The organism is Chloracidobacterium sp., from assembly GCA_025057975.1.
Taxonomy (GTDB): Bacteria; Acidobacteriota; Blastocatellia; order Chloracidobacteriales; family Chloracidobacteriaceae; genus Chloracidobacterium.
The window spans coordinates 143158-163221 of record JANWUV010000008.1; the positions used below are offsets into that span (position 1 = coordinate 143158).

Annotated in this window: 18 protein-coding genes; 7 read left to right on the top strand and 11 right to left on the bottom strand. The window is 60.5% G+C overall.

Annotated features, from left to right (window positions below; genetic code table 11):
- Positions 1-47: 47 nt before the first annotated feature.
- Complete coding sequence (locus NZ585_08910) at positions 48-176, bottom strand: hypothetical protein (GenBank protein ID MCS7080156.1); 129 nt, start codon at positions 174-176, stop codon at positions 48-50.
- Positions 177-203: 27 nt separating this feature from the next.
- The gene (gene accD, locus NZ585_08915) at positions 204-1052 is read right to left on the bottom strand and encodes an acetyl-CoA carboxylase, carboxyltransferase subunit beta (protein ID MCS7080157.1); all 849 of its coding nucleotides are present in this window, start codon (positions 1050-1052) and stop codon (positions 204-206) included.
- A 159-nt stretch (positions 1053-1211) separates the two neighbouring features.
- Between accD and NZ585_08920 the strand changes: the two genes are divergently transcribed.
- Positions 1212-3713 carry a tetratricopeptide repeat protein gene (locus NZ585_08920; GenBank protein MCS7080158.1) on the top strand — a complete coding sequence of 834 codons (2502 nt, stop codon included), beginning with the start codon at positions 1212-1214 and terminating at the stop codon, positions 3711-3713.
- Between the two features lie 150 nt (positions 3714-3863).
- Here the strand turns inward: NZ585_08920 and NZ585_08925 are convergent, their stop codons facing one another.
- The 5 genes from NZ585_08925 to NZ585_08945 all read right to left on the bottom strand — a co-directional run bounded on the left by NZ585_08925 (position 3864) and on the right by NZ585_08945 (position 8873).
- The gene (locus tag NZ585_08925; GenBank protein MCS7080159.1) at positions 3864-4817 is read right to left on the bottom strand and encodes a bifunctional riboflavin kinase/FAD synthetase; all 954 of its coding nucleotides are present in this window, start codon (positions 4815-4817) and stop codon (positions 3864-3866) included.
- A gap of 91 nt (positions 4818-4908) precedes the next feature.
- Entirely contained in the window at positions 4909-5928 is a 1020-nt protein-coding gene (locus tag NZ585_08930) for an L-threonylcarbamoyladenylate synthase (GenBank protein MCS7080160.1), read from the bottom strand.
- A 79-nt stretch (positions 5929-6007) separates the two neighbouring features.
- The gene (locus NZ585_08935) at positions 6008-6511 is read right to left on the bottom strand and encodes a hypothetical protein (GenBank protein MCS7080161.1); all 504 of its coding nucleotides are present in this window, start codon (positions 6509-6511) and stop codon (positions 6008-6010) included.
- 29 nt (positions 6512-6540) lie between these two features.
- Entirely contained in the window at positions 6541-7626 is a 1086-nt protein-coding gene (gene pheS / locus NZ585_08940) for a phenylalanine--tRNA ligase subunit alpha (protein MCS7080162.1), read from the bottom strand.
- A 14-nt stretch (positions 7627-7640) separates the two neighbouring features.
- Positions 7641-8873, bottom strand: a complete 1233-nt coding sequence (locus NZ585_08945; GenBank protein ID MCS7080163.1) for a prepilin peptidase — start codon at positions 8871-8873, stop codon at positions 7641-7643.
- Positions 8874-9042: 169 nt separating this feature from the next.
- Here NZ585_08945 and purH point away from each other — a divergent pair, with 169 nt between their 5' ends.
- Positions 9043-10623, top strand: a complete 1581-nt coding sequence (gene purH / locus NZ585_08950) for a bifunctional phosphoribosylaminoimidazolecarboxamide formyltransferase/IMP cyclohydrolase (GenBank protein MCS7080164.1) — start codon at positions 9043-9045, stop codon at positions 10621-10623.
- Between the two features lie 116 nt (positions 10624-10739).
- Here the strand turns inward: purH and NZ585_08955 are convergent, their stop codons facing one another.
- The 3 genes from NZ585_08955 to NZ585_08965 all read right to left on the bottom strand — a co-directional run bounded on the left by NZ585_08955 (position 10740) and on the right by NZ585_08965 (position 14495).
- A complete protein-coding gene (locus tag NZ585_08955) occupies positions 10740-11966 on the bottom strand; it encodes an ABC transporter permease (protein MCS7080165.1) in 1227 nt (408 codons plus the stop codon).
- A gap of 177 nt (positions 11967-12143) precedes the next feature.
- Positions 12144-13430, bottom strand: a complete 1287-nt coding sequence (locus NZ585_08960; protein MCS7080166.1) for a hypothetical protein — start codon at positions 13428-13430, stop codon at positions 12144-12146.
- Between the two features lie 84 nt (positions 13431-13514).
- Positions 13515-14495 (bottom strand): CsgG/HfaB family protein, encoded by a 981-nt coding sequence (locus NZ585_08965; protein MCS7080167.1) that lies wholly within the window; start codon positions 14493-14495, stop codon positions 13515-13517.
- Positions 14496-14655: 160 nt separating this feature from the next.
- On the opposite strand from NZ585_08965, the gene NZ585_08970 reads away from it, so the two are divergent.
- The 5 genes from NZ585_08970 to NZ585_08990 all read left to right on the top strand — a co-directional run bounded on the left by NZ585_08970 (position 14656) and on the right by NZ585_08990 (position 18687).
- Complete coding sequence (locus tag NZ585_08970) at positions 14656-14958, top strand: chorismate mutase (protein ID MCS7080168.1); 303 nt, start codon at positions 14656-14658, stop codon at positions 14956-14958.
- Between the two features lie 209 nt (positions 14959-15167).
- On the top strand, positions 15168-15992 hold the full coding sequence (locus NZ585_08975; protein ID MCS7080169.1) for an LOG family protein: 825 nt from the start codon (positions 15168-15170) through the stop codon (positions 15990-15992).
- Between the two features lie 52 nt (positions 15993-16044).
- Positions 16045-16830: an ABC transporter ATP-binding protein gene (locus NZ585_08980; protein MCS7080170.1), complete on the top strand. Its 786-nt coding sequence runs from the start codon at positions 16045-16047 to the stop codon at positions 16828-16830.
- A 7-nt stretch (positions 16831-16837) separates the two neighbouring features.
- The gene (locus NZ585_08985) at positions 16838-17920 is read left to right on the top strand and encodes a site-specific DNA-methyltransferase (GenBank protein MCS7080171.1); all 1083 of its coding nucleotides are present in this window, start codon (positions 16838-16840) and stop codon (positions 17918-17920) included.
- A 23-nt stretch (positions 17921-17943) separates the two neighbouring features.
- The gene (locus NZ585_08990) at positions 17944-18687 is read left to right on the top strand and encodes an ABC transporter ATP-binding protein (GenBank protein ID MCS7080172.1); all 744 of its coding nucleotides are present in this window, start codon (positions 17944-17946) and stop codon (positions 18685-18687) included.
- A gap of 145 nt (positions 18688-18832) precedes the next feature.
- Here NZ585_08990 and NZ585_08995 read toward each other — a convergent pair whose 3' ends face one another.
- The gene (locus tag NZ585_08995; protein ID MCS7080173.1) at positions 18833-20023 is read right to left on the bottom strand and encodes a hypothetical protein; all 1191 of its coding nucleotides are present in this window, start codon (positions 20021-20023) and stop codon (positions 18833-18835) included.
- Positions 20024-20064 lie beyond the last annotated feature (41 nt).

A 20064-nucleotide genomic window follows, 5' to 3' on the forward strand; every position in this document is an offset into this window, starting at 1 on the left:
CGCCGTAGTCCCTTTGACTTCGCCTGCAACATGGGCAAAGTCGCAAACTACCGCCGTAGATTGGACTTCGTGCCTTGGCGCTGACGCTGATCACGCCCCGCCGCCTTCAGCCGCACGCCGCGTGCGTCGCCGTCGCCAAAGCCAACCGCGCCTTTACCCCGTGGAATGATGGGCATGGGTTGAAGCAACTCTCCCAGTCGGCGTCAACGCGCCATAAAATCCAGCGCGTCTATCAGAAAACGCCGCATGTGGCGGCGATCCACCACAGCGTCCAGCATCCCATGCTCTAGAAGAAACTCAGCGCGCTGAAAGCCGGGGGGCAGTTTCTGGCGGATGGTCTGTTCGATAACGCGCGGGCCGGCGAAACCAATCAATGCTCCGGGCTCAGCAATATTGATGTCGCCCAGCATGGCGAAGCTAGCCGTAACGCCGCCGGTGGTGGGGTCAGTGAGAACGGAAATGTACGGCACTCGCGCCGCGTCCAGTCGGGCGAGCGCGCCGCAGATTTTCGCCAACTGCATAAGGCTGTACGTCCCTTCCATCATGCGCGCGCCGCCCGAAGCGGAGACAATGATCAGCGGGCGTTGCTTGGCGATCGCCCGCTCAATGGCGCGTGTGACCTTTTCACCGACAACCGATCCCATACTGCCACCGATGAATTCCATCACCATAACGCAGCCGATAATCGGACGCCCACCTAGCTTGCCTTCGGCGCACACAATGGCGTCGTTGAAGCCAGTGCTCTGCCGGGCCTGCGCAATGCGGTCGGCGTACGACTTAGTGTCAAAAAACCCTAGAACATCGGTGGACACAATGTTGTCGTCGAAGGTCTCGTAGCGCCCTTCGTCGAACAGGTGCGCCAGCCGGTGCAGGGTCGGCCATTTCAGGTGATGGCCGCAGTTGGTACAGACGTTGAGGTTAGCTTCAAGGTCCTTCTTGAAGTGCGTCGTCCCGCAGGCGGGACATTTGACGAACAACCCCTCCGTACGCACTTTGCGGTCGGCAGGCGGCGTTTCGTCCGTGATGTTGCGTTTGCGTCTAAACCAGGCCATAGGCGCGAGATACATCAGGCGGCCGACGACTTGGCGAAGCGCATCGGCGGTGATGTCATTGACAGCGACAACCATAGTAGGTTTGGCTGTGCGGCGTCCAGCCGGCAAAGTGTTCGGCGGCGTGAACTTTTCAAGCTCGATGATGGCTTGGTACACACGATGAAACGACTTCAAAAAAACCTGCTTGCAGTTTGGGTGACAGGCTTGTTCGTCTTGCAACTCGCCGTCGGCGCGGCGCAAGCGCAGGAGTTCGCCGACTTCGGCCTCGTCCGTTCGGAGATTCGCGTGACGCTTCGGCCGGCGGACTACAGTGCGGATGTCACGGCTCTTCTTGAGCTGACTAACATCGCCAAGCAGGCCGAAGCTCGGACGCTCACCCTACGCCTGACCAAAGCGGCGAAGGTTACGGCTTTTACCGTCAACGACCGATCCATGCCGACAGATGAAAAGAAGCAACCGGGCACCGATACGGCCATTGCCGCTTACGTCGCCGAGCTTTCCCCGCCGCTGCCGCCGGGCGGCAAGGTGACGGCGCAACTGGTGTACAGCCTGACCTACCGTGAGAGCACCAACTACGCGGCGCTAACGCCCGGCGACAGCCTGCTGTTGCCGGAAGCGGGCTGGACGCCCTTCATCCACCTACCGCAAAGCAGCTACGGCCCTGATACTGCTCCCTACGTGCTAACAGTGACGAGGCCAGCGGACGGCGAAGTGTGGTCGAGCGGTGTCCGGCAGGAAGTCGGTGAACATGTAGTCTTCACCTCTACGTTGGCTGGATCTCCGTGGCTGGTCGTGCAACCGTTCGCCACGTTGGTCAGTCGCCGCTTCTCTCCCGCCGCTGGGGCGCCGACGGTCATCGCTGTTTACGGTGCACAGGGCCTACCGGAGAAAAGCGCCCGCAACGCTGAACGGTTGGCGGAAGAGGTCGAACGGATGTTGTTGTTTTACCAAGCTTTGTGGGGCGAAGTTCCCATTCGTGAATTTCGCGTTCTCACCACACCACGGCGCATTGTCGCCGACCGGCGCAGTCCCGAACTGCGTGGGCGGGACTTCGACACCGACCGCGCTATTCGGCATGCCGCGCCCGGCGCGGCGCTGATGGAAACTGCGACGCTGCTGCGGCCAGCGCTTGATGCGGAAACCATTGAGTGGCTAACGGCCGCCGTCGCCCAAACGTGGTTGGGCGGCAAGGTTCGCTTGCGCGGCCGCGGATGGACGGTGCTAGCGGACGCTCTGCCGGCCTACCTGACCAGCCAGTATATTCAGCAACACTACGGTGCGGCGGCGGAACGTGATTTCTGGCTGCGGCGAAGCTTTGCCTACAGCCGACTGGCGAACGTCCGGGTTTCGCAACAGGGGTTTGAGCGTGGGATTGACGCCATTCCCCTCCTGCAGCACCCGACTTTCCCAGACTACTACGTAAGTGTTCCGAACAGAGGGGCGCTGGTTTTCCGCCTGCTGGAACGCCTTGTCGGACGCGACACGCTGCTGGGGGCGGTCAAAGCGACCGTCGGTGACGCGAGCGGAACAGCGACCTATGACACTTTTCGTGCGCGTCTGGTTGGAACGCCGCCCGATGAACGCCGCGCTAGCTTTTTCAGGCAGTGGTTTGAAGAGCTAAGCGAGCCAGACTTTGTCGTCGGCATTCCTGTCAAGCGCGAGGACGGCCCAGGTTGGCGCTGTGCGCTACGTAATCTTGGTACGGGAGATGCCGTGCTACCGGTTGTCGCCTTGACGGACAAGGGCGAGAAGCTCACGGCAATAGTTGAAGTGCCGTCAAAGGGCTACGGAACCGCCGTTTTTGAAACAACAGCGACGATTGTCGAGGTTGAGCTTGACCCGGAAAAGCTCTACCCGCAGGTGCGCTTCGGCTACGACCGCAACTCCAAACAGTTTGACAACGATGCTCGCCCAGAACGGCGGCATGCTTTCAGCTTGCTCCTTGACGCCGAGGCGACGCTGACGCGCCGTCTGAAAGCCGACGAAACTGAAGCTCAACGTCAAGCGGAGGCTGAACGGCTGCTGCGTGAGGCCGTCACCCGTGAACCCGGTCTGGCGCTTGCTCACGCCTACCTAGCCCGGACGTTAGTGGCGCAGGGGAAGCTTGACGCGGCGCAGGAGGCCGTCGCCGCCGTCCGCCGCGCCAACCCGCCGTCGCGTTATCCGTTGGCTCTGGCGCTGCTGACGGAAGGCGACCTCGCGGCGGCGCGCAAGGAACACGACCGGGCGCGCGCCGCCTACAAGACCGCTTTTGAGATGGAAGCCGGCCCGACCCTTGATGAACAGGCGCGACGAGGCCTGCTGGCGAGTGAAAACGCCGCTGGCCGGTCGTTTCCGCCGGACGACGAGATACGCGCCTTCCTCTCAACTATGGATAAGGCCATTCGTGCCAGTACGTCTAAAGCTCTAGAAAGCTGCTTCATTCGTCCCGACACGTCGAAATTCGTCCTTGGCATCGTCGTTTCCAAACCTGACTCATGGACGACGCAGGCCTTCCGCATGGAGCGCCTTGACGCCCAGCGCGTTCTGCTGGACGTCAACGTCGCCGTGGTTTCGGCGACCAAGGAAGCGCAAGCCGGGACGGGACTGCTGACGCTGCGCCGCGTCGGCGCCGGCTGGATGGTGGAGCGTCTAGACCAGTTTGTTCTATCCAAACGGTAGCCTGTCTTTTGCCGACCCGTCCCGCCGTGAGACGGCGGAACCCTAGGCTTGCCGGCGACTCTCGCCGCGTGAACAAGAAGCCGGAAAAGCAAACAATCTGTCCGCCCACGTCAGCGCCCCCGACCGGAGCCAAAACCCCGCTGGCGAGCGTCATTCAACCGCCAGCGATCGCCGGACACCGGAACGCTGGAAATAACGCTGTGCCCAAGCGACATCGCGGGCGATTTGCGCCCGGAGTTCTTCTAGTCCAGCGAACTTTCGCTCTGGGCGAAGCCGGTGCAGAAAGCGCGTCCGTAGCGACATGCCATAAAGATCGCCGTCGAAGTCCAGAATGTGCGTCTCAACCACACGTTGCCGGCTGTCGCCAATGGTTGGACGGAAGCCGATATTGGTGACGCTGCGCCGCCAGACACCCTTGATAAGCGTCGCAGTGACGTAAACGCCGTCGGCCGGCAAAACGCGGTTAATCACAGCGATGTTGGCGGTTGGGAAGTTGATGGTTCGTCCCAGACGGCGACCAACCACAACTTCACCCTCTACACCATACGGACGCATCAGCATCCGCCGCGCCCAATTGACTCGCCCGGCTTGAATGGCTTCGCGCAAGAGGGTTGAGCTGACGCGCTTGCCGCGCAGTAGCACAGCCTCGACTTCGTATGCCGCACAGCCGTAATCCGCGCCCAGACAACGCAGCGTAGTGATATTGCCCTGCCGGGCGCGACCGAACACGAAGTTTTCACCTAAGTGGATTTCGCGCGGTCGCAGCGCCGTAAACAAGATCGTCCGCGCAAATTCGGTCGCCGACAACGCCGCCAGTTCCCGATTGAAGGGAAGCACCAATGTCTGCCGGATGCCCAGAATGCGCAACGCCTCCAGCCGTTGCCCGAGCGTTTGCAACAGCGGTGGCGCGGTCTCCGGATACAGGACAGCGCGCGGGTGCGGGTCGAAGGTCACAACGGTCGGCGTACACGCCAGCGCGGCGGCGCGCTCCACAACACGCCGAATAATGGTTTGGTGGCCCACATGCAGGCCGTCAAAAACGCCCATCGTCAGGACGGTGGGCGTCTGGAGCTGAGGCGACCGCCAATCGTGAAAAATGTTCATGCGGGCGACCGGGCCGGCGCAAGTCGAGATGGAGCCTAGCAGCGATCATACCACCGCCTTTCCAAATTTGGCGTGTGGAAGTTGCGGAGTTTCACAGGGTTCCCGCCGAGGGCGCATAAGCCGCGCGACTAAGCCGGTCGCGGAGGCCGTCCCAAGCCGGGTCGTCGGGGACCTGCTCCACCACAATGACTTCCACAAACTGTGCGTCAAGGTCATGCAGGGCGGCGTAGAGCTGTCGGGCGTAAGCCGCAACGTCAAGCGGCAGGCGAATCAACACGACATCGGGCGCAGCGGTCACGTCTGACATCACCAGCGCCCCAGTTCGGCGCTTCTGCGCTTGGTGATCCGCCAGTCGTTGTTCAAGCCCTGTGACATCCCCAAACGGCAGCAATTCCACGCGGGCGCGCGGGGCGTAGTGGCGTGGGAACTGACCGGGGCTAGGTGCGACGGTGACCGGCGGCGCTGACTGCAACGGCCGGCGGGCGACGGCTTCCAGCACGGCTTGCGACAACACACCCGCCCGCCAAAGCGTTGGCGGGTCCGTCGTCACATCCACCACCGCCGACTCGATGCCGACTGGACAGGGGCCGCCGTCAAGCACAGCGGCGATCCGACCGCCGAGGCTTTTGAGAACATGGTCGGCGGTGGTCGGCGACACTTCCGTAAAGCGGTTGGCGCTGGGCGCGGCGAGCGGCGCTCCCACCGCCCGAAGAAGCGCCTGCGCAACAGGGTGGGACGGCCACCGCACCCCAACGGTCGCGCCGCCGGCCGTTACATTGGACGGCACGCGCGGGTGTTTTGGCAAAATGAGCGTCAGTGGTCCCGGAAAAAAGGCGTCCATCAACCGGTACGCTGCCGGCGGAATCTCGACGGCGACCCGTTCAAGCCAGTCGCTTTCCGCAATGTGGACAATCAGCGGATTGTTTGGCGGCCGGCCCTTGGCGGCGAAAATCCGCGCGACAGCGACTTCGTCGAACGCCGGTGCGCCAAGGCCGTATACGGTTTCTGTCGGGAACGCCACTAACTGACCGCTGCGAAGTAGCGCCGCCGCCTTAGCGATAGCTTCCGGGTTGGGACGTGTGGAGTCGCAGAAAATTCGTTCCGTCCGCATCAGACATCCCATCCGTCAATCGGCGGCGAAGAAGACGCCTCACCAAGCCGTCTGTGGAACGCCTACGTATGGACCGGTCTCACGGCAAGCCCATCATAGTCGCCAAACTGATTTTGAGCGATTTCGGCAAATCGTCCAGTGACCTACCAGGACTGTGCTTCCAGTCCTGCAGGACCTCGCGCCGGCCGTCCGACCTGACGACTTCTTGATAGTACACAGCGTGCAGGTCGGTGTTCTGGAGTGGGACGACGATGATCAGCCGTCGTTCGTCGTCAATCCGGTGACCATTGGGATAGAGTCGCAGCACCAGATAGTCGCCGACCAGCTCGATCTTTTCCTCAAGGTAATCGTCCGCCTCAACGCTGGCGAGGAAAGCCTGCCCAAGCAACTCGGCCAGGGGGCCGCGAATGGCCGGCAGCTTGAAAAAGCTGATTCGCTGAACCCGTCCACGCGATCCTTTGACTTCGTGGTGGGGATAGCGTCCCTGCCAGACGCGGAGCAGCGCACGGTCGCCGGTCTGCGCCCAGACGGACAGGCTTAGGACGGCGCAGAGAACCAATACAGCCGGTACACAAAGCTTCATACATTGTCTCCAAGACGCGCCGCCCGGCCTCAGAACTGACTCAAAAACCGCAGATCGTTTTCAAAGTACAGCCGGATGTCGTCAATGCCGTAGAGCAGAGCGGCCATACGGTCTATGCCAAACCCAAAGGCGAAGCCGGAAAATTCCGTCGGATCAATCCGGCAGGCGCGCAGGACGTTTGGATGCACCATGCCCGAACCGCCCAACTCGATCCAGCCGGTGTGCTTACATACGCGACAGCCGGTTCCGCCGCAAAAAATACACTGAAAGTCGGTTTCCGCCCCCGGTTCGACAAAGGGGAAGTAGCTAGGCCGGAAGCGCAGCGTGACAGGGCGCTCAAAAAGCCGGGTCAAAAATACCTGCAGCGTCCCCTTGAGGTCGGCCATGGTAATCCCATGCCCAACGTTGAGGCCTTCGACCTGAAAGAACATCGGGCTGTGGGTGGCGTCCGGTTCGTCGCGGCGAAAGACACGCCCCGGCGCAATGACACGCAGCGGCGGACGGCGGCGCTGCATAGCGTGAATCTGGACGTTTGAGGTCTGCGACCGCAGCGCCAGTTCGTCGTTGATGTAGAAGGTGTCCGTCAGATCGCGCGCCGGATGGTCGGGTGGGATGTTGAGCGCGTCGAAGTTATAAAAAACTGTATCCACTTCAGGACCGTCCTCGACGGCGTAGCCCATCGCCACGAAGATGTCTTCAATCCGCTCCCGAATCTGGGTCAATGGGTGAGCGCGTCCGCGTCGGCGGACTAGCCCCGGCAGCGTCACATCCACGGCTTCGCGCCGAATGGTTTCGGCTTCCTCAAAAGCTTTGAGGTGACGCTCCAGTTCCGTCAGCGTCGCCTCCACTTCCGCTTTGAAGGCGTTGAGCGCCGCGCCGCGCGCCGGACGCACGTCGGGCGGCAGAGTTCCAAGCTCCTTGAGTTTCAGCGCCAACGCGCCCTGCTTGCGGGCTAGCCAGTAGTCGTTGACCGCCTGCCAGTGGCGGCGCGGTGGTGCGGCGGCATCCGCCGTGAACGGTGGCAGCACCCACTCTGGAAAACGCTCGAGGAACAGAGCTGTGAGACGGTGGTGGGCGTCAGTGATGGCGGCGTGAAGTGATGGCGCGTCAGTCATAGCGGTGAGGCGAACTAGGGTATCAAACTGGAAATAAAATCAAGATAAGTCGTCAGCCCTTTTTCTCCGAAAAAGAGCGCTAGAAGCGTCGCCACCCCTAGCATTACGCCGAAGGGCAGCGGATGTTGCAAGGCGGCGTGCCCGCGTAGGATGATGCGCGGCGCAGCCACCAACGCCCCTATGACCGAGGCGACTAGCAGCACAAAAAACGTCATTCCGCCGCCCAGAAATGCGCCGACAAACAGCATCATTTTCACATCACCTAGCCCCATCCCTTCAAGGTTGCCGGAAGTGATGGTATCGCCGGCTTCGAGACGACCCTCCACCGTTTGTTCAAGGTTGTTGGGAATGCTCGTGATGCGCACGCCGTGTTCACCGGTCTCTACCAGCGCGCCGTCGAGCGCCGTCATGCTGAGTTCGGGCGAACCGGTGTTGGATGGGGTAAACTCAGCTTCGGCTAGTTCTTCCGGGGACAGTTCGCTGAAGTCGCCGCCGAGGACATACACCACGCCGCGCTTGCCGTCGGCCCGCCGAACCTTGAGGCGCGCTAGCGTCCCCACAACGCAGCGCCGCTTGAGAAAATCCGTCAGGTCTTCGGGCGTCCGAATGGGAAAGGCGCGCAGGCGGAAATAGCCGACGCCAAGCGCCCACAGTGTTCCCGCGCCAACAGCCATCCCCAGTGCGGCGTTGACCAGTGAGCCGGAAAGCCCAGTCATCGGCAACGGCCGGCCGGTCAAGCCCTCGAAGAAGAGGTTTATCCACGACAGGCCGACCAAGTTGTGGTCAACCATTCGTGCGGCCAAAGCCAGACCGGTTCCAGGGAGAGTGATGGCATCCGGCAGGACCTGCTCATTGAAGTCAGTGACGATGAGCGCTAGGACAGCCGCCCCAAAGGCGCAGTTGAAGAGGCACTGGAGGGTAGGGCCAAAAACCAACAGCGTCCCCAAAAACAGCAGGCCGGTCGCCAGCTCAACCAGCGGATACTGCCACGAAATCCGTGCACCACAGGCGCGGCACCGACCTCTCAGGATGAAAAAGCTGATGATGGGCAGGTTGTCGTACCAAGCGATGGTCGTCTGGCAGCTTGGGCAGTAGGAACGCGCCGGTGAGTTCACCGAACCGCCGCGCGGCAAACGGTAAATGACCACGTTGAGAAAACTGCCGACACAACTTCCGAGGACAAAGGCCCAGATCGCCCAGAACCAGAGCGGAATACTCTCGTGGAGTTCGACGATGGAAATCAACATGCGCAACACCGCCCAAAAAACGACGCATCGTTGGGCTTGCCGGATGTGCGGCTTTTACGCTGAACGGTGGGGCAAAGACAAGTGGGGTTGGTTCTGTTATTGTGCACGCACGGTTATGCTTTAGGTATGATTTCTCGTCGCCGGCCGCTCGGACGGCGTTTTAGAGTTTATGACGACCATCGCCCCTTCCCGCGCGCTGCTGAGCGTTTCAGACAAAACCGGGTTACTTGATTTTGCACGTGTTCTCCACACGCACGGACTCGAACTGGTTTCTACTGGTGGTACGGCGCGGGCGCTTGCCGACGCTGGATTGCCTGTCCGAGATGTCGCTTCGGTGACGGGGTTTCCAGAGCTGCTGGACGGGCGCGTCAAGACCCTCCATCCGCGCATCCACGCCGGCATTTTGGCGCGGCGCGACCTACCGGAGCACCTCGAACAGCTCGCGCTGCATGACCTTGACCGCTTTGATTTCGTCATCGTCAACCTGTATCCGTTTGCCGACGCCGTTGTTCGTCCTGACGTGACGGTTGAGGAAGCCATTGAAAATATTGACATCGGCGGGCCGGCGCTAATCCGGGCGGCGGCGAAGAACTTTCGGCATGTCGTCGTCGTCACCGACCCGTCTGACTATGACGCAGTGGCGGCGGAACTGGCGCGTACTGGAGCCGTTTCGGCTGCGACTCGTCATCGGCTGGCATGTAAGGCTTTTGATTATACGGCGCGCTACGACGCCCTCATCGCCGACTTTTTCGCCAACCGAACAGTGTTTGATGAGACGATGGATGAAGTCGGCTTGCAACCGACCGAACCTTTCCCACCGCGTATCTCGCTCCGGCTGATGCGGCGGCGGTCTCTCCGATACGGTGAAAATCCCCATCAGGCGGCGGCGCTCTACGTCGCGCCAGAAAAAACCGGTGGGATCGCCGCCGCGCGACAGTTGCAGGGAAAAGAACTATCGTTCAACAACCTGCTGGACGCCGACGCCGCATGGGGGCTGGCGCGGGAATTCCGCGAGACGGCGGCCTGCGTCATCGTCAAGCACACCAATCCCTGCGGCGTTGGGTTGGCGGCCGTACCGCTTGAGGCTTTTCGGCTGGCGCGGGAAACCGACCCGACGGCGGCCTTTGGCGGCATTGTGGCGTTCAATCGAACAGTTGACGCCGGAACGGCGACGGAACTGGCGGAAATGTTCCTCGAAGTCATTGTCGCGCCCGGCTTCGACGATCCCGCGCGGCAGGTCTTGGCGGCGAAGAAAAACCTGCGTTTGTTGGTCGTAACCGACGACGCCGACCACGGCATGAACGTGCGAACGATTTCCGGCGGCTTCCTACTGCAATCAGCCGACGACCAGCTGGTGACGCCGGCGGAGATGCGTGTTGTGACGCGGCGTGCGCCTTCCGAAGACGAGTGGCGCGATCTGCTGTTTGCTTGGACAGTTTGTAAGCATGTGAAGTCGAACGCCGTCGTTTACGCGCAACATGGGCGGTTGGTTGGGATCGGCGCTGGGCAGATGAGCCGGGTGGACGCCGTCAAAGTGGGGGCGCTGAAGGCTCGTGCGCCGTTAGCCGGCGCAGTTATTGCTTCGGATGCCTTTTTCCCATTCCGTGACAGCTTGGACGAGGCGGCCCGATATGGCGTCCGGGCGGTGATTCAGCCGGGTGGTTCGATTCGTGATGAAGAAGTTATCGCCGCCGCTGATGAACACGGCATGGCGATGGTTTTGACAGGGCTGCGTCATTTTCGTCACTGAGCGCTCTCATACAGCCAGAGAAGCGCCCGGCGCGCACTCCCGCTTGTGCCGTCGCCGTCCAGTAGCCGCCGCCTATAAACCCGCATAGGGCCGCTGCGCCTAGCTCGGAAAGTACGCTAGTCGGCGCGGAGCGCCTGAATTGGATCGAGTTGCGCCGCCTTGTTGGCTGGATAAATCCCGAAAAACAGCCCGACGCTGCCCGAAACCACCACCGCCAAGGCGACCGCCCAGAAGGGAAGCGCTACCGGCAGACCCGAAAAGTGCGACACGATCAGCATTGTCACGTAGGCCAACGCTAAACCGACCACGCCGCCAATCAGCGACAACAGGGCCGACTCGACCAAAAACTGCCGTAGGATGTCGCGCCGCCGTGCGCCGAGGCTTTTCCGAATACCGATTTCGCGCGTCCGTTCCGTCACCGAAACTAGCATAATGTTCATGATGACAATGCCGCCGACTACCAGCGAAATACCGGTGATGGGCAGAACAATGGCGCTAACCATCGTCAAAAGCGTCGTGAAAATCCCCTGCGTCGCCGGGTCGCTCGTAATACTGAAGTCGTCCTCGTCGTTCGGCGACAGGTGATGGCGGGTGCGGAGAATCATCCGAATTTCGTCCTCGACAAGCTCGCTTGGGACGCCCCGGCGCGGCTTGACGTACAGCGTCAGCGACCGTCGTTCGCCGTACACTTTGTGAAACGTACTCAGCGGAATCTGTACGTAGTTGTCCTGGGATTGACCAAGAAACGTCCCCAGGGGTTTGGCGACGCCGATGACCTCATACGGATCGCGGCCGATTTTGACCGTCTTGCCGACGCCGTCGCCCCGTGGGAAAAGCTCCTTGGCGATGTCCGCTCCCAGCACGCACACCGCGCGGCGGTTTTCCTCATCAAACGGGCTGATGACACGTCCCTGCGCCAACTCGATCGTCGAAAGATTATTGAAGTTGGCCGTCACGCCCTGTATGCCCACCGTCGGCACGACCGTATTGCCGTAGCGCACATCCGCCGCCGAGCCGTCCTGCGCAGCGACTTCATCCGCCAGCGTCAACTGTTCGCGCAGCGCCAGCAGGTCGTCCGTGGTCAGATCGGGATTGCGCTGAAGCGCGCGCAGGAACTTCTCAAAGTCGGCGAAGCCCTGAAAGGCTGCCTTTTCCACCGTAAGCGCCCCGGCTCCGTATACGGCGACTTTCTCGTTGACGTACTCGCTAAAACCTTCGATAACCGTCGCTACAGCGGTGACGCTCGCCACGCCGATGATGACGCCGAGCAACGTCAGAAACGACCGCAGCTTGTGCGCCCAAATGGCGTCGAAGGCCAGGCGGAAAACCTCGTACCAACTCATAGGCGCTACTGTAGCAGGGGGTGTGCCGCCGCCTATGTGTGATTACCGGCGACGGTCCACATCTTGCCGTCAGGCGGTCGCACAGCGGAGGCCCAAAAGCGAAGACAGCGCCGAGGCGGCCGCTCCCGACGCTGTTTGAGTGGGTTGATTGTCGTCCCGCCGACTCGCGGCGCGACTTCACTGCACGAAAGCCGGCGCGCGCAGCGACGGCTTGAGGTTACAGACAATCCCTCTGGGCTTGCCGGACGCGCCGGCATTTGACGGGCGAGTTCGCCGCGTCGGAGGCGTCGTCGGACGCGCCTTCTTAGGTTGGCCGTTGAGCGGTACAATTTCCACGTCAAGCGTATTTTCACCATACCCGACGACCGGAGCCTTGAACTTCACGCCGCCCGCCTCAAACGTCTGGTCATTGAAGAAGTTGTAGAGGTCGAGTACATCCATCGTTGTTTCCACCGTCATCCGGTCGCCGACCCCTCCGACGCCTAGCGTCACGTAGGCGTTTTGCGCCTGAAGCGCCTTGATGATCGCCTGTGTTTGCTGGGGCGAAGTTTTGAAATAGACCGTCAGTGTAATGTTGTTTTTGAGCTGCTTTTGGTCGTAAATCACGTCGCTGTCGGCGAAGATAGCCTGATAAAGTTGCCCGACGGCGCGGTTGATGAGCATCGGCGCAGCTTCGTCCATCGCCTTGCCGAAGGCGACTAGGGCGGAGTTGGCGCTGCCGCGCGTTGTGACGACGCCCTCGCCCAGAATGTGATTGTCGTTCGGACGCATGACGGTGTAGATGAAGTTTGCGTCACAGATATAGCCGCCGATGCTCGCCGGCCGATTATCCGTTTCCGAGTCAATGTAAATCAGATAATCCGCGCCGTACTGAAGCGCCTGCTTGGCGAGCAGGCGCACGCCGTTAGGCGATTGTTTGATCTGAACGGACGTAATTTCCGTGACGCCCTCAAACGCCACGGATTGCAGTCCCGCCTGACGCATCTGTTCATAGACCAGTGCGCGCAGCGTCTTGGCGGCTTTTGGGTCGTCGAAGCGATTGGACGGCATGACCATCACGCGCGGCGGACGCTCCCCGAAGCTCAAGACTTTGTTTTGCACCAGCGCCGCGACCATCGCCGGCAGGTTCACATCGCCTTCGACTGTGAGAATGATCTTGGTTTCGTCGTCGTTGTAGCGCGTGTTCGTGATTTTGAAATCGGTCAAAAACTCATCTGGCGGGTCGAGCGCCACGTCAATTTCTTCCGCAAGGCTTTCAATAATGGACCGCGAGAACTTCGACTCCAGAAAGTCCGCTAGAAACTGCTTGCGGGCTTTGGCCTTAGCGCGCGCTTCCGACGCCGCCCGCGTCGCCGGGTTGTAGTCAAACGTGTAGCGTTTTTTGAGCGTCTCACCGTGCGCCGTCAGCGGCGCGACAAAGAAACAGCCGTAGAGGAGTGTGGCAAGGCAGAGCGCGAATTTCACAGGCGACCTCCTGGGAAGCTCAAAAGACTTTTGAAGAACAACCCGGCGGTTGTCGTCCCGCTGGGGGCAGTGCAGACAGCCTGGTTATCGCTGGCGCGGTGGTAGGGCGGCTGTGCGCGCCACCTGCCGGACAGTCATATCCGTCTGAATGCGTGCGAGGTTCGGCGTCGGGTCAGCCGCCTTGGAGTTGGGGTCGTAAGTCTGCACGACATCGCAGTAGGTGACTCGTTCGCTGACCTTCGCCGCGCGCAGCGTCGCCACACGAGTGGTGATGCGTTCGAGGATGGTTCCGTCAACGTCGCGGATCGGTTCGCCTTCAAGAATGACATCAAACTGAACGCCTTCCTTCACGCCGTCGGCTGCGCCGCAGCGAATGATGACCTGTCCGTCCCGCACCAGCGCCACCGTCGTTTCAAGCGGCACTTCGAGACTTACAACTTCGGCGAAACGCTGCGCGAAGGTTTTCATCATCTTGGTAAACGACTCCTGCCCCGGCGCATCGCTGGTGTTGCCGCCCAAGTTGCCCAGCCGGGTTGAGGCTGTCGAATCGCTCGCGTCGTAGTTTTCCGACTTGATGACTGAGCCGGTTTCGGCGTTGATAAGTTGCATGTTGACCTTGGTGGTCATTTTCTTTTCGCGCCGACCGAAGCCGCCGATGTTGATGCCGCCTTCTTTGACATCCACCGACACGCACTTAGCGACGATGATGTACTGCGCCGAACCCAGTCGCCCGACCTTGATGGCGTTGTTGGGGTCGGCTAAATCGGAGTTGGCAAGCTTTTGCTCGGCGATGATGGAGTCGAGGGAGTCGCGGGACAAAATATCAAACCGCCCGCCGGTCAACGCCGTTTCCAGTTCGGCCACCATGATGTCTTTCGTCCAACCGCGCTGGTTATCCTGCGGAATAATGGCGATCCTGATTTTGCCTTTTTTGGGTTGGTTGTCGCGCATGCTGGTTGACGGGGGGCTGCTCGTCTGACGCTGCGCGAACACCGTTGTAGGGATAAGCATTGCTATCAACAGGCTGCTCGTCATGAGCGCCAACAACAGTCTACGGTTGTGCATACAGGAATTGTGTCTCCTAACGTAGGACTATGGCGTTTTCTAGCTCGACGGCCGGCAGGTGAGATAAAGTAACACAAACCGTTGTGTAGTGTGATAAAACATACGTCTTTCTCGAGAGCCAAGCCAAAGGCTTTTTGGGTGCACAGCGCCGGTGCCGCTCATGGTTGCTGAAACGACCCTCGCCGAATATCGCCGTCTCATTGACGAAACCGACGCCCAGCTCGTCGCCCTGCTCAACCGGCGGGCGGAGTTGGTCATCGCCGTAGCGCACGTCAAGCAAGCCAGCGGGCTTCCGATTCACATCCCAGCGCGCGAGTTAGAAGTGCTGACGCGCGTGACGGCGCACAATGCCGGGCCGCTGGAGGACGCCGCTATTCGGCGATTGTTCGAACACATCATCGCCGAGTCACGCCGCCTTGAGCAGGCCGTGCTAGGAATCTCTGAAGACGCCCCCGCCGCCTGAAACTGTCGGCGCTACGTGTGGAGCGTCCTAGGCGACGCAGGATGGATGCCGGTCGCTTTGGTGTCGTTGTCTCTGCAAAGACTGTGCTACAAACAGGGTTTGTTTGTTGTCGGTTGGCGTTTTTGACCGGGACGGTGGTCGCCAAAACGCTTACCGGCGATAGGAGCAACACTAAAGTTCAACCCATTTTTCGTAAGTGGAATGACTCGATGACGCAAAGCTTAAGGCGATTGGTCAAACCTCCTAAGGCCTATCGCAATCAAGAATTTCTTGAGAGCCGCGCTGCGCGTATCATCCGCATTCAAAGTGAGTACCTTGAGCCGGCTGTCCGGCTGCGTGAGCATAACGTCCGTGACACGATTGTGTTTTTCGGTTCGGCGCGGATTCATCCCAACCAAAACAGCAAGTACCCGCCGGAGTACGAGAGCGAACAGCCTAGCGACGGTGTGACCGATCCTGCCCTGGCACGCTTCTATGACGACGCCGTGGACTTGGCGCGCATGCTCACCACATGGGCGATGAGCCTGCCGACGACACAGCGGCGGTTTCTGATTTGCTCCGGCGGCGGCCCCGGCATCATGGAAGCCGCCAATCGGGGCGCGGCGATCGCTGGGGGCAAGTCGGTGGGCTTCAACATCAGTCTGCCATTTGAGCAGTACCCAAATCCCTACATCTCGCCGGAACTATGCTTTGAGTTTCACTACTTCTTTATGCGGAAGTTCTGGCTGGTGTATCCCGCCAAGGCGCTGGTGATTTTCCCCGGCGGCTTCGGAACGCTCGACGAACTGCTGGAAGTGCTGACCCTGCTTCAGACACGCAAGCTCAACCGGCGCATACCGATTGTCATCTACGGCGAGGCCTACTGGCGTGAGGTCATTAACTTTGAAGCATTGGTCAAATGGGGCATGATTTCAGCCACCGACTTAGACTTTTTTCGCTACGCCGATACGCCAGAGGAGGCGTTTGCCTATCTCCGCGACTGTCTGCTGGAAATTTATGGCCAGCCAGAGGAAGGGCCGGCGTTTAGCGACTAATCCACGGGAATCCGCCGTGACGACCAAGCGTTGCGGCGCTGGAACATGGAGTATGTCATCGGTTGCGGCGCTTTTGGCGATTAAGTCCGCAACAGTACGCTTTGGCGGTTTGGTGGCTGTCAAAGACCTTGATTTGACGGTGGCGGCAGGGCAGGTTTTTGGGCTGATCGGGCCGAACGGCGCTGGTAAAACAACCATCTTCAACGTGCTGACCGGCGTATATCGGCCGACGTCCGGCGATGTCGAACTAGAGGGGAAGAGCATCCTTGGTTTGTCACCCCACGAGATTGCGCGGCGCGGTGTCGTGCGGACATTTCAGAACATTCGACTCTTTGGAGAACTATCCGTTTTGGAAAATGTGATGACGGCCTGCCATCCACGCAGCCGCGCCGGTTTGTTGGCGACGGTGCTGCGGACGGCGCGTTGGCAAGTTGAAGAGCAGGAACAACGTGACTTTGCGCTGTCGCTGCTAGAGCGGTTCGGTCTGGCAGCGTACCGGCATGCGCCGGCTAAGGGGTTGTCATACGGCGATCAACGCCGTCTCGAAATTGCGCGCGCGCTGGCGACGCGGCCCAAAGTGCTGCTGCTGGATGAACCCGCCGCCGGTTTGAATCCTCAGGAATCGCTGGCGCTTATGCGACAAATTCAGCGACTCCGAGATGACTTCAAGCTGACAATCGTGCTGGTCGAGCACAACATGCGTGTTGTGATGGGCGCGTGCGAGCGAATTCAAGTTGTGGAGCAGGGACAAACCATCGCCGTTGGCTCGCCCGATGACATCCAACGCGATCCGCGCGTCATTGCGGCTTATCTTGGCAGCGCCCAAGCTTCCAGGTGACCCCCCTATGGCCTCCACCAACCCTGAGGACGACACCAAAATCGACTCGGAAAACAACCCCGAACTGACCGCCGCCGGACGCCTTCCGCTTGATACTATTCTTTGCGGCGACAGCCTGTTCATCTTGCAGAAACTGCCCTCGGCGTCGGTGGATTTGGTGCTGACTTCGCCACCCTATTTTCGTCAGCGCGACTACGGGCGCGGCATCGGCAATGAAGCGGCGTTGGAAGACTACCTTGTGGCGCTGTTGGCGGTGTTTGGCGAATGCTTACGGGTCGTCAAGCCAACCGGTAGTTTGGTGTTCAACGTTGGCGACAAGTATGAGGGGCGAAGTCTGCTGTTGGTTCCGTACCGCTTTGCGACAGCCGCACTAGAACGGTTTCCCGTCCGGCTCGTCAACCACGTGACCTGGGTCAAGCGCAACCCGACGCCGCGCCATTTCCAACGCCGTTTGGTGTCGAGTACGGAGCCGTTTTTCCATTTCGTTGTGTCCGATGCGTATCAGTACTTCCCGCAGTGTTTTCTCCTCCGACGCACTCCGGCAGCCGAACAGGAGCGGCGCGGGACGCGCATTGGGCGGCGGTATTTCCAACTTATTGAGGCTTCAACGCTGACGCCGGAGCAAAAGGCGCGGGCGCGGGCAGCACTGGAAGCCGCTATTGCCGAAGTTCGGGATGGCGCCATTCGGGACTTTCGGATGAAAATTCGTGGGTTGCACTCCGCACCCTTTGGCGGACGGGAAGGCGGGCGCAACATTCATCTGGAACGGGACGGCTTCACCATCATTCGCATGCATGGCGAACGGCTCAAGCGCGATGTGATTGAGACGCCGGTGGAGTCCCTCAAAGGGTGTCCCCATCGAGCGGTCTTTCCTGAAGCCGTCGTGACGGAGTTTATTCACCTGCTAACGCGCCCCGGCGATGTCGTTCTCGATCCGTTTCTGGGATCGGGGACGACCGCCGTCGCCGCCAAGAAGTTGGGGCGGCGTTACATAGGGATCGACATCAACCCAGATTACTGCGCCTATGCGCGACGGCGTGTGGCAGGAACAGCCTACCAAAACTCACTGCTGGAAGCCGCCGCGTGGTGACGCCAGTAGAAAGCGAGCCGCGAATGGACGAACAACGCCGCCGCGCCGCCGCTGCGCCGCCGCTCTTGACCGTGGAAAACCTGTCTGTCGCTTACGGAGCGATTGAAGCGCTGCATGGCGTGTCGCTGACGGTTGGGAAGGGGGAAATCGTCACGCTCATCGGGGCGAACGGAGCGGGGAAGACGACGACGCTCAAAACGGTTGTCGGCCTGCTGCGCCCAAAACATGGGCGGGTGCTCTTCAACGGCGTGGACATCACCGGACGCCCAACCCACGAGATCATTGGGCGCGGCGTCGCCTTGTCGCCGGAAGGACGCGGGATCTTCCCAGAGATGACGGTGCTGGAAAACCTTGAACTCGGCGCATATCGGCAATCTGACCGAGCCCAGTTTCAGCGCGACCTCGATCGAGTCTGTACACTGTTTCCGCGCATCGAGGAGCGCCTTCGGCAGCGTGCTGGGACGCTGTCCGGCGGCGAACAGCAGATGGTAGCGATTGGGCGGGCGTTGATGAGTCGTCCGACGTTGTTGTTGTTGGATGAACCGTCGTTAGGCCTAGCCCCGCTGGTCACGCGAGCGATTTTTGATGCGCTAAGCGAACTCAACCGTGACGGCCTCACCATCTTACTGGTTGAACAAAACGCGCATCTGGCGCTGGCGCGCTCGCATCGCGGCTACGTCCTCGAAACCGGTCGCGTGGTCATGAGCGGTGCCGCAACGGAGTTGGCGCAGGACGCGCGGGTGCGAGAGGCGTATTTAGGTTACTGAAAAACCCCGCTTGAACAGTGGTGACAGTGGCTCGAAAGCGTCGCGCACGCCGGAGAGGATGGCGGTATAAAGCGGAAGTTTTCCGGCGCGGAACGCGCCGCACGCCAAAAACGGATAACTTGTCAACATTTGCCCGTAAATCAGGCTAATCAATGATTTTGATATCGCCCTCAAACTTTCGGTAGTTCCGAAATTCGCTGATGTTCCGAAAAGCTTGCCGGTAGGCGTCGCTGACTTGAATGGTCTCTGCCGTACGCGGCATCCAGTACCGTCTGCCGAGAATCGTCACCCAGTCATAGTCCACGGCGGATTCCACCTGCGACATTGGAAAACCCGGCGGGATGTCGGTCGCCGTATGCTCAATGCGGACGATTCGTTTGGTTTCTTCGTCAACCCACAGGCTGCCTTGGTAGCCGACCTGAATGCGCTGCGGGCGGCCGTCGGAGAGGCGTACCGTCAGGGTGTAGCCGGAGTTCGCCTGCGGCACGGTGAAGTCGTAAACCCGACACAAACGGCCCCGGTAGCGTTCTTGTTTGACCTCGGTGAAACGGGTGTTGGTCGCTGGGAGAAACGGCGCAGCCAGTTGACCGGAAAAATCCCCGATGGAAGTCGCGCCGCCGATCTCCTCAAAGCGCTGGTTTGTTGGACGGCCATTGATGGACAGCAGTTCAACCCGTTCCCGACCGCCTTCGACGCGCACTTCGGTTTCAAGTACATCGCGCAGTCGCCAACGGCCATCGCTGTCGCGGGTCATGCGGCGAATGGTTTGCGTGACGAGAAAATCCGGCAAGTCATCGGCGCTTTGCAGGGCGTAAAACCGCGCCTGTTCAATCAAGGGCAGCTGGCGCAAACGCTGCTCTATGTCGCCGTCGAGGGGCGCGTCATTAGACAATGCTGACGCTTCAGTCGGCGCGGTGGTGGTTGGACGTGACGCCTCCGGAAGTGTCCCCGACGGTATGCCTCCCGTTGGTCGCGGACGCACGGTGGGAGGAGATGGTTCGGCGCGTTGAAGGTCCAGCTCGATGAGCGCCGTCAGCAGGTCGTTTGGCGCACCCAGTTGGCGGGCGCGCGCCAGCACCTCGTCCGTCACTTCAAAGGCGATGCCGCGTTGACGTAACTCCTGAATCGCTGCTTCCGTCGTCGTTTGTCGTTGGCGAACGCGCTGCACCAGCCGGTAAAAGTTGACTTCCGACAACGGCTCAGTTTGCACGGCGTCCGCCGTCGGCGGTGACGTTCGGGGCGCACGGACGGTAGCGGAGACTCCGAAGCTGAAACTGAGCAGCGCCGTACTAGCTACGCTGAAAAAGTACTTGAGCAAGGCGGGTCGAGCTGCCATATCATCCGGTTTCGGTGTAACGTTACCGACCAAAAGTGTGA

Excerpts from the sequence above, each read along its gene's own strand:
- NZ585_08910 (MCS7080156.1), bottom strand. The coding sequence starts at position 176 with ATGCCCATCATTCCACGGGGTAAAGGCGCGGTTGGCTTTGGCGACGGC.
- accD (MCS7080157.1), bottom strand. The coding sequence starts at position 1,052 with ATGGCCTGGTTTAGACGCAAACGCAACATCACGGACGAAACGCCGCCT.
- NZ585_08920 (MCS7080158.1), top strand. The coding sequence starts at position 1,212 with ATGAAACGACTTCAAAAAAACCTGCTTGCAGTTTGGGTGACAGGCTTG.
- NZ585_08925 (MCS7080159.1), bottom strand. The coding sequence starts at position 4,817 with ATGAACATTTTTCACGATTGGCGGTCGCCTCAGCTCCAGACGCCCACC.
- NZ585_08930 (MCS7080160.1), bottom strand. The coding sequence starts at position 5,928 with ATGCGGACGGAACGAATTTTCTGCGACTCCACACGTCCCAACCCGGAA.
- NZ585_08935 (MCS7080161.1), bottom strand. The coding sequence starts at position 6,511 with ATGAAGCTTTGTGTACCGGCTGTATTGGTTCTCTGCGCCGTCCTAAGC.
- pheS (MCS7080162.1), bottom strand. The coding sequence starts at position 7,626 with ATGACTGACGCGCCATCACTTCACGCCGCCATCACTGACGCCCACCAC.
- NZ585_08945 (MCS7080163.1), bottom strand. The coding sequence starts at position 8,873 with ATGTTGATTTCCATCGTCGAACTCCACGAGAGTATTCCGCTCTGGTTC.
- purH (MCS7080164.1), top strand. The coding sequence starts at position 9,043 with ATGACGACCATCGCCCCTTCCCGCGCGCTGCTGAGCGTTTCAGACAAA.
- NZ585_08955 (MCS7080165.1), bottom strand. The coding sequence starts at position 11,966 with ATGAGTTGGTACGAGGTTTTCCGCCTGGCCTTCGACGCCATTTGGGCG.
- NZ585_08965 (MCS7080167.1), bottom strand. The coding sequence starts at position 14,495 with ATGCACAACCGTAGACTGTTGTTGGCGCTCATGACGAGCAGCCTGTTG.
- NZ585_08970 (MCS7080168.1), top strand. The coding sequence starts at position 14,656 with ATGGTTGCTGAAACGACCCTCGCCGAATATCGCCGTCTCATTGACGAA.
- NZ585_08975 (MCS7080169.1), top strand. The coding sequence starts at position 15,168 with ATGACGCAAAGCTTAAGGCGATTGGTCAAACCTCCTAAGGCCTATCGC.
- NZ585_08980 (MCS7080170.1), top strand. The coding sequence starts at position 16,045 with ATGTCATCGGTTGCGGCGCTTTTGGCGATTAAGTCCGCAACAGTACGC.
- NZ585_08985 (MCS7080171.1), top strand. The coding sequence starts at position 16,838 with ATGGCCTCCACCAACCCTGAGGACGACACCAAAATCGACTCGGAAAAC.
- NZ585_08990 (MCS7080172.1), top strand. The coding sequence starts at position 17,944 with ATGGACGAACAACGCCGCCGCGCCGCCGCTGCGCCGCCGCTCTTGACC.
- NZ585_08995 (MCS7080173.1), bottom strand. The coding sequence starts at position 20,023 with ATGGCAGCTCGACCCGCCTTGCTCAAGTACTTTTTCAGCGTAGCTAGT.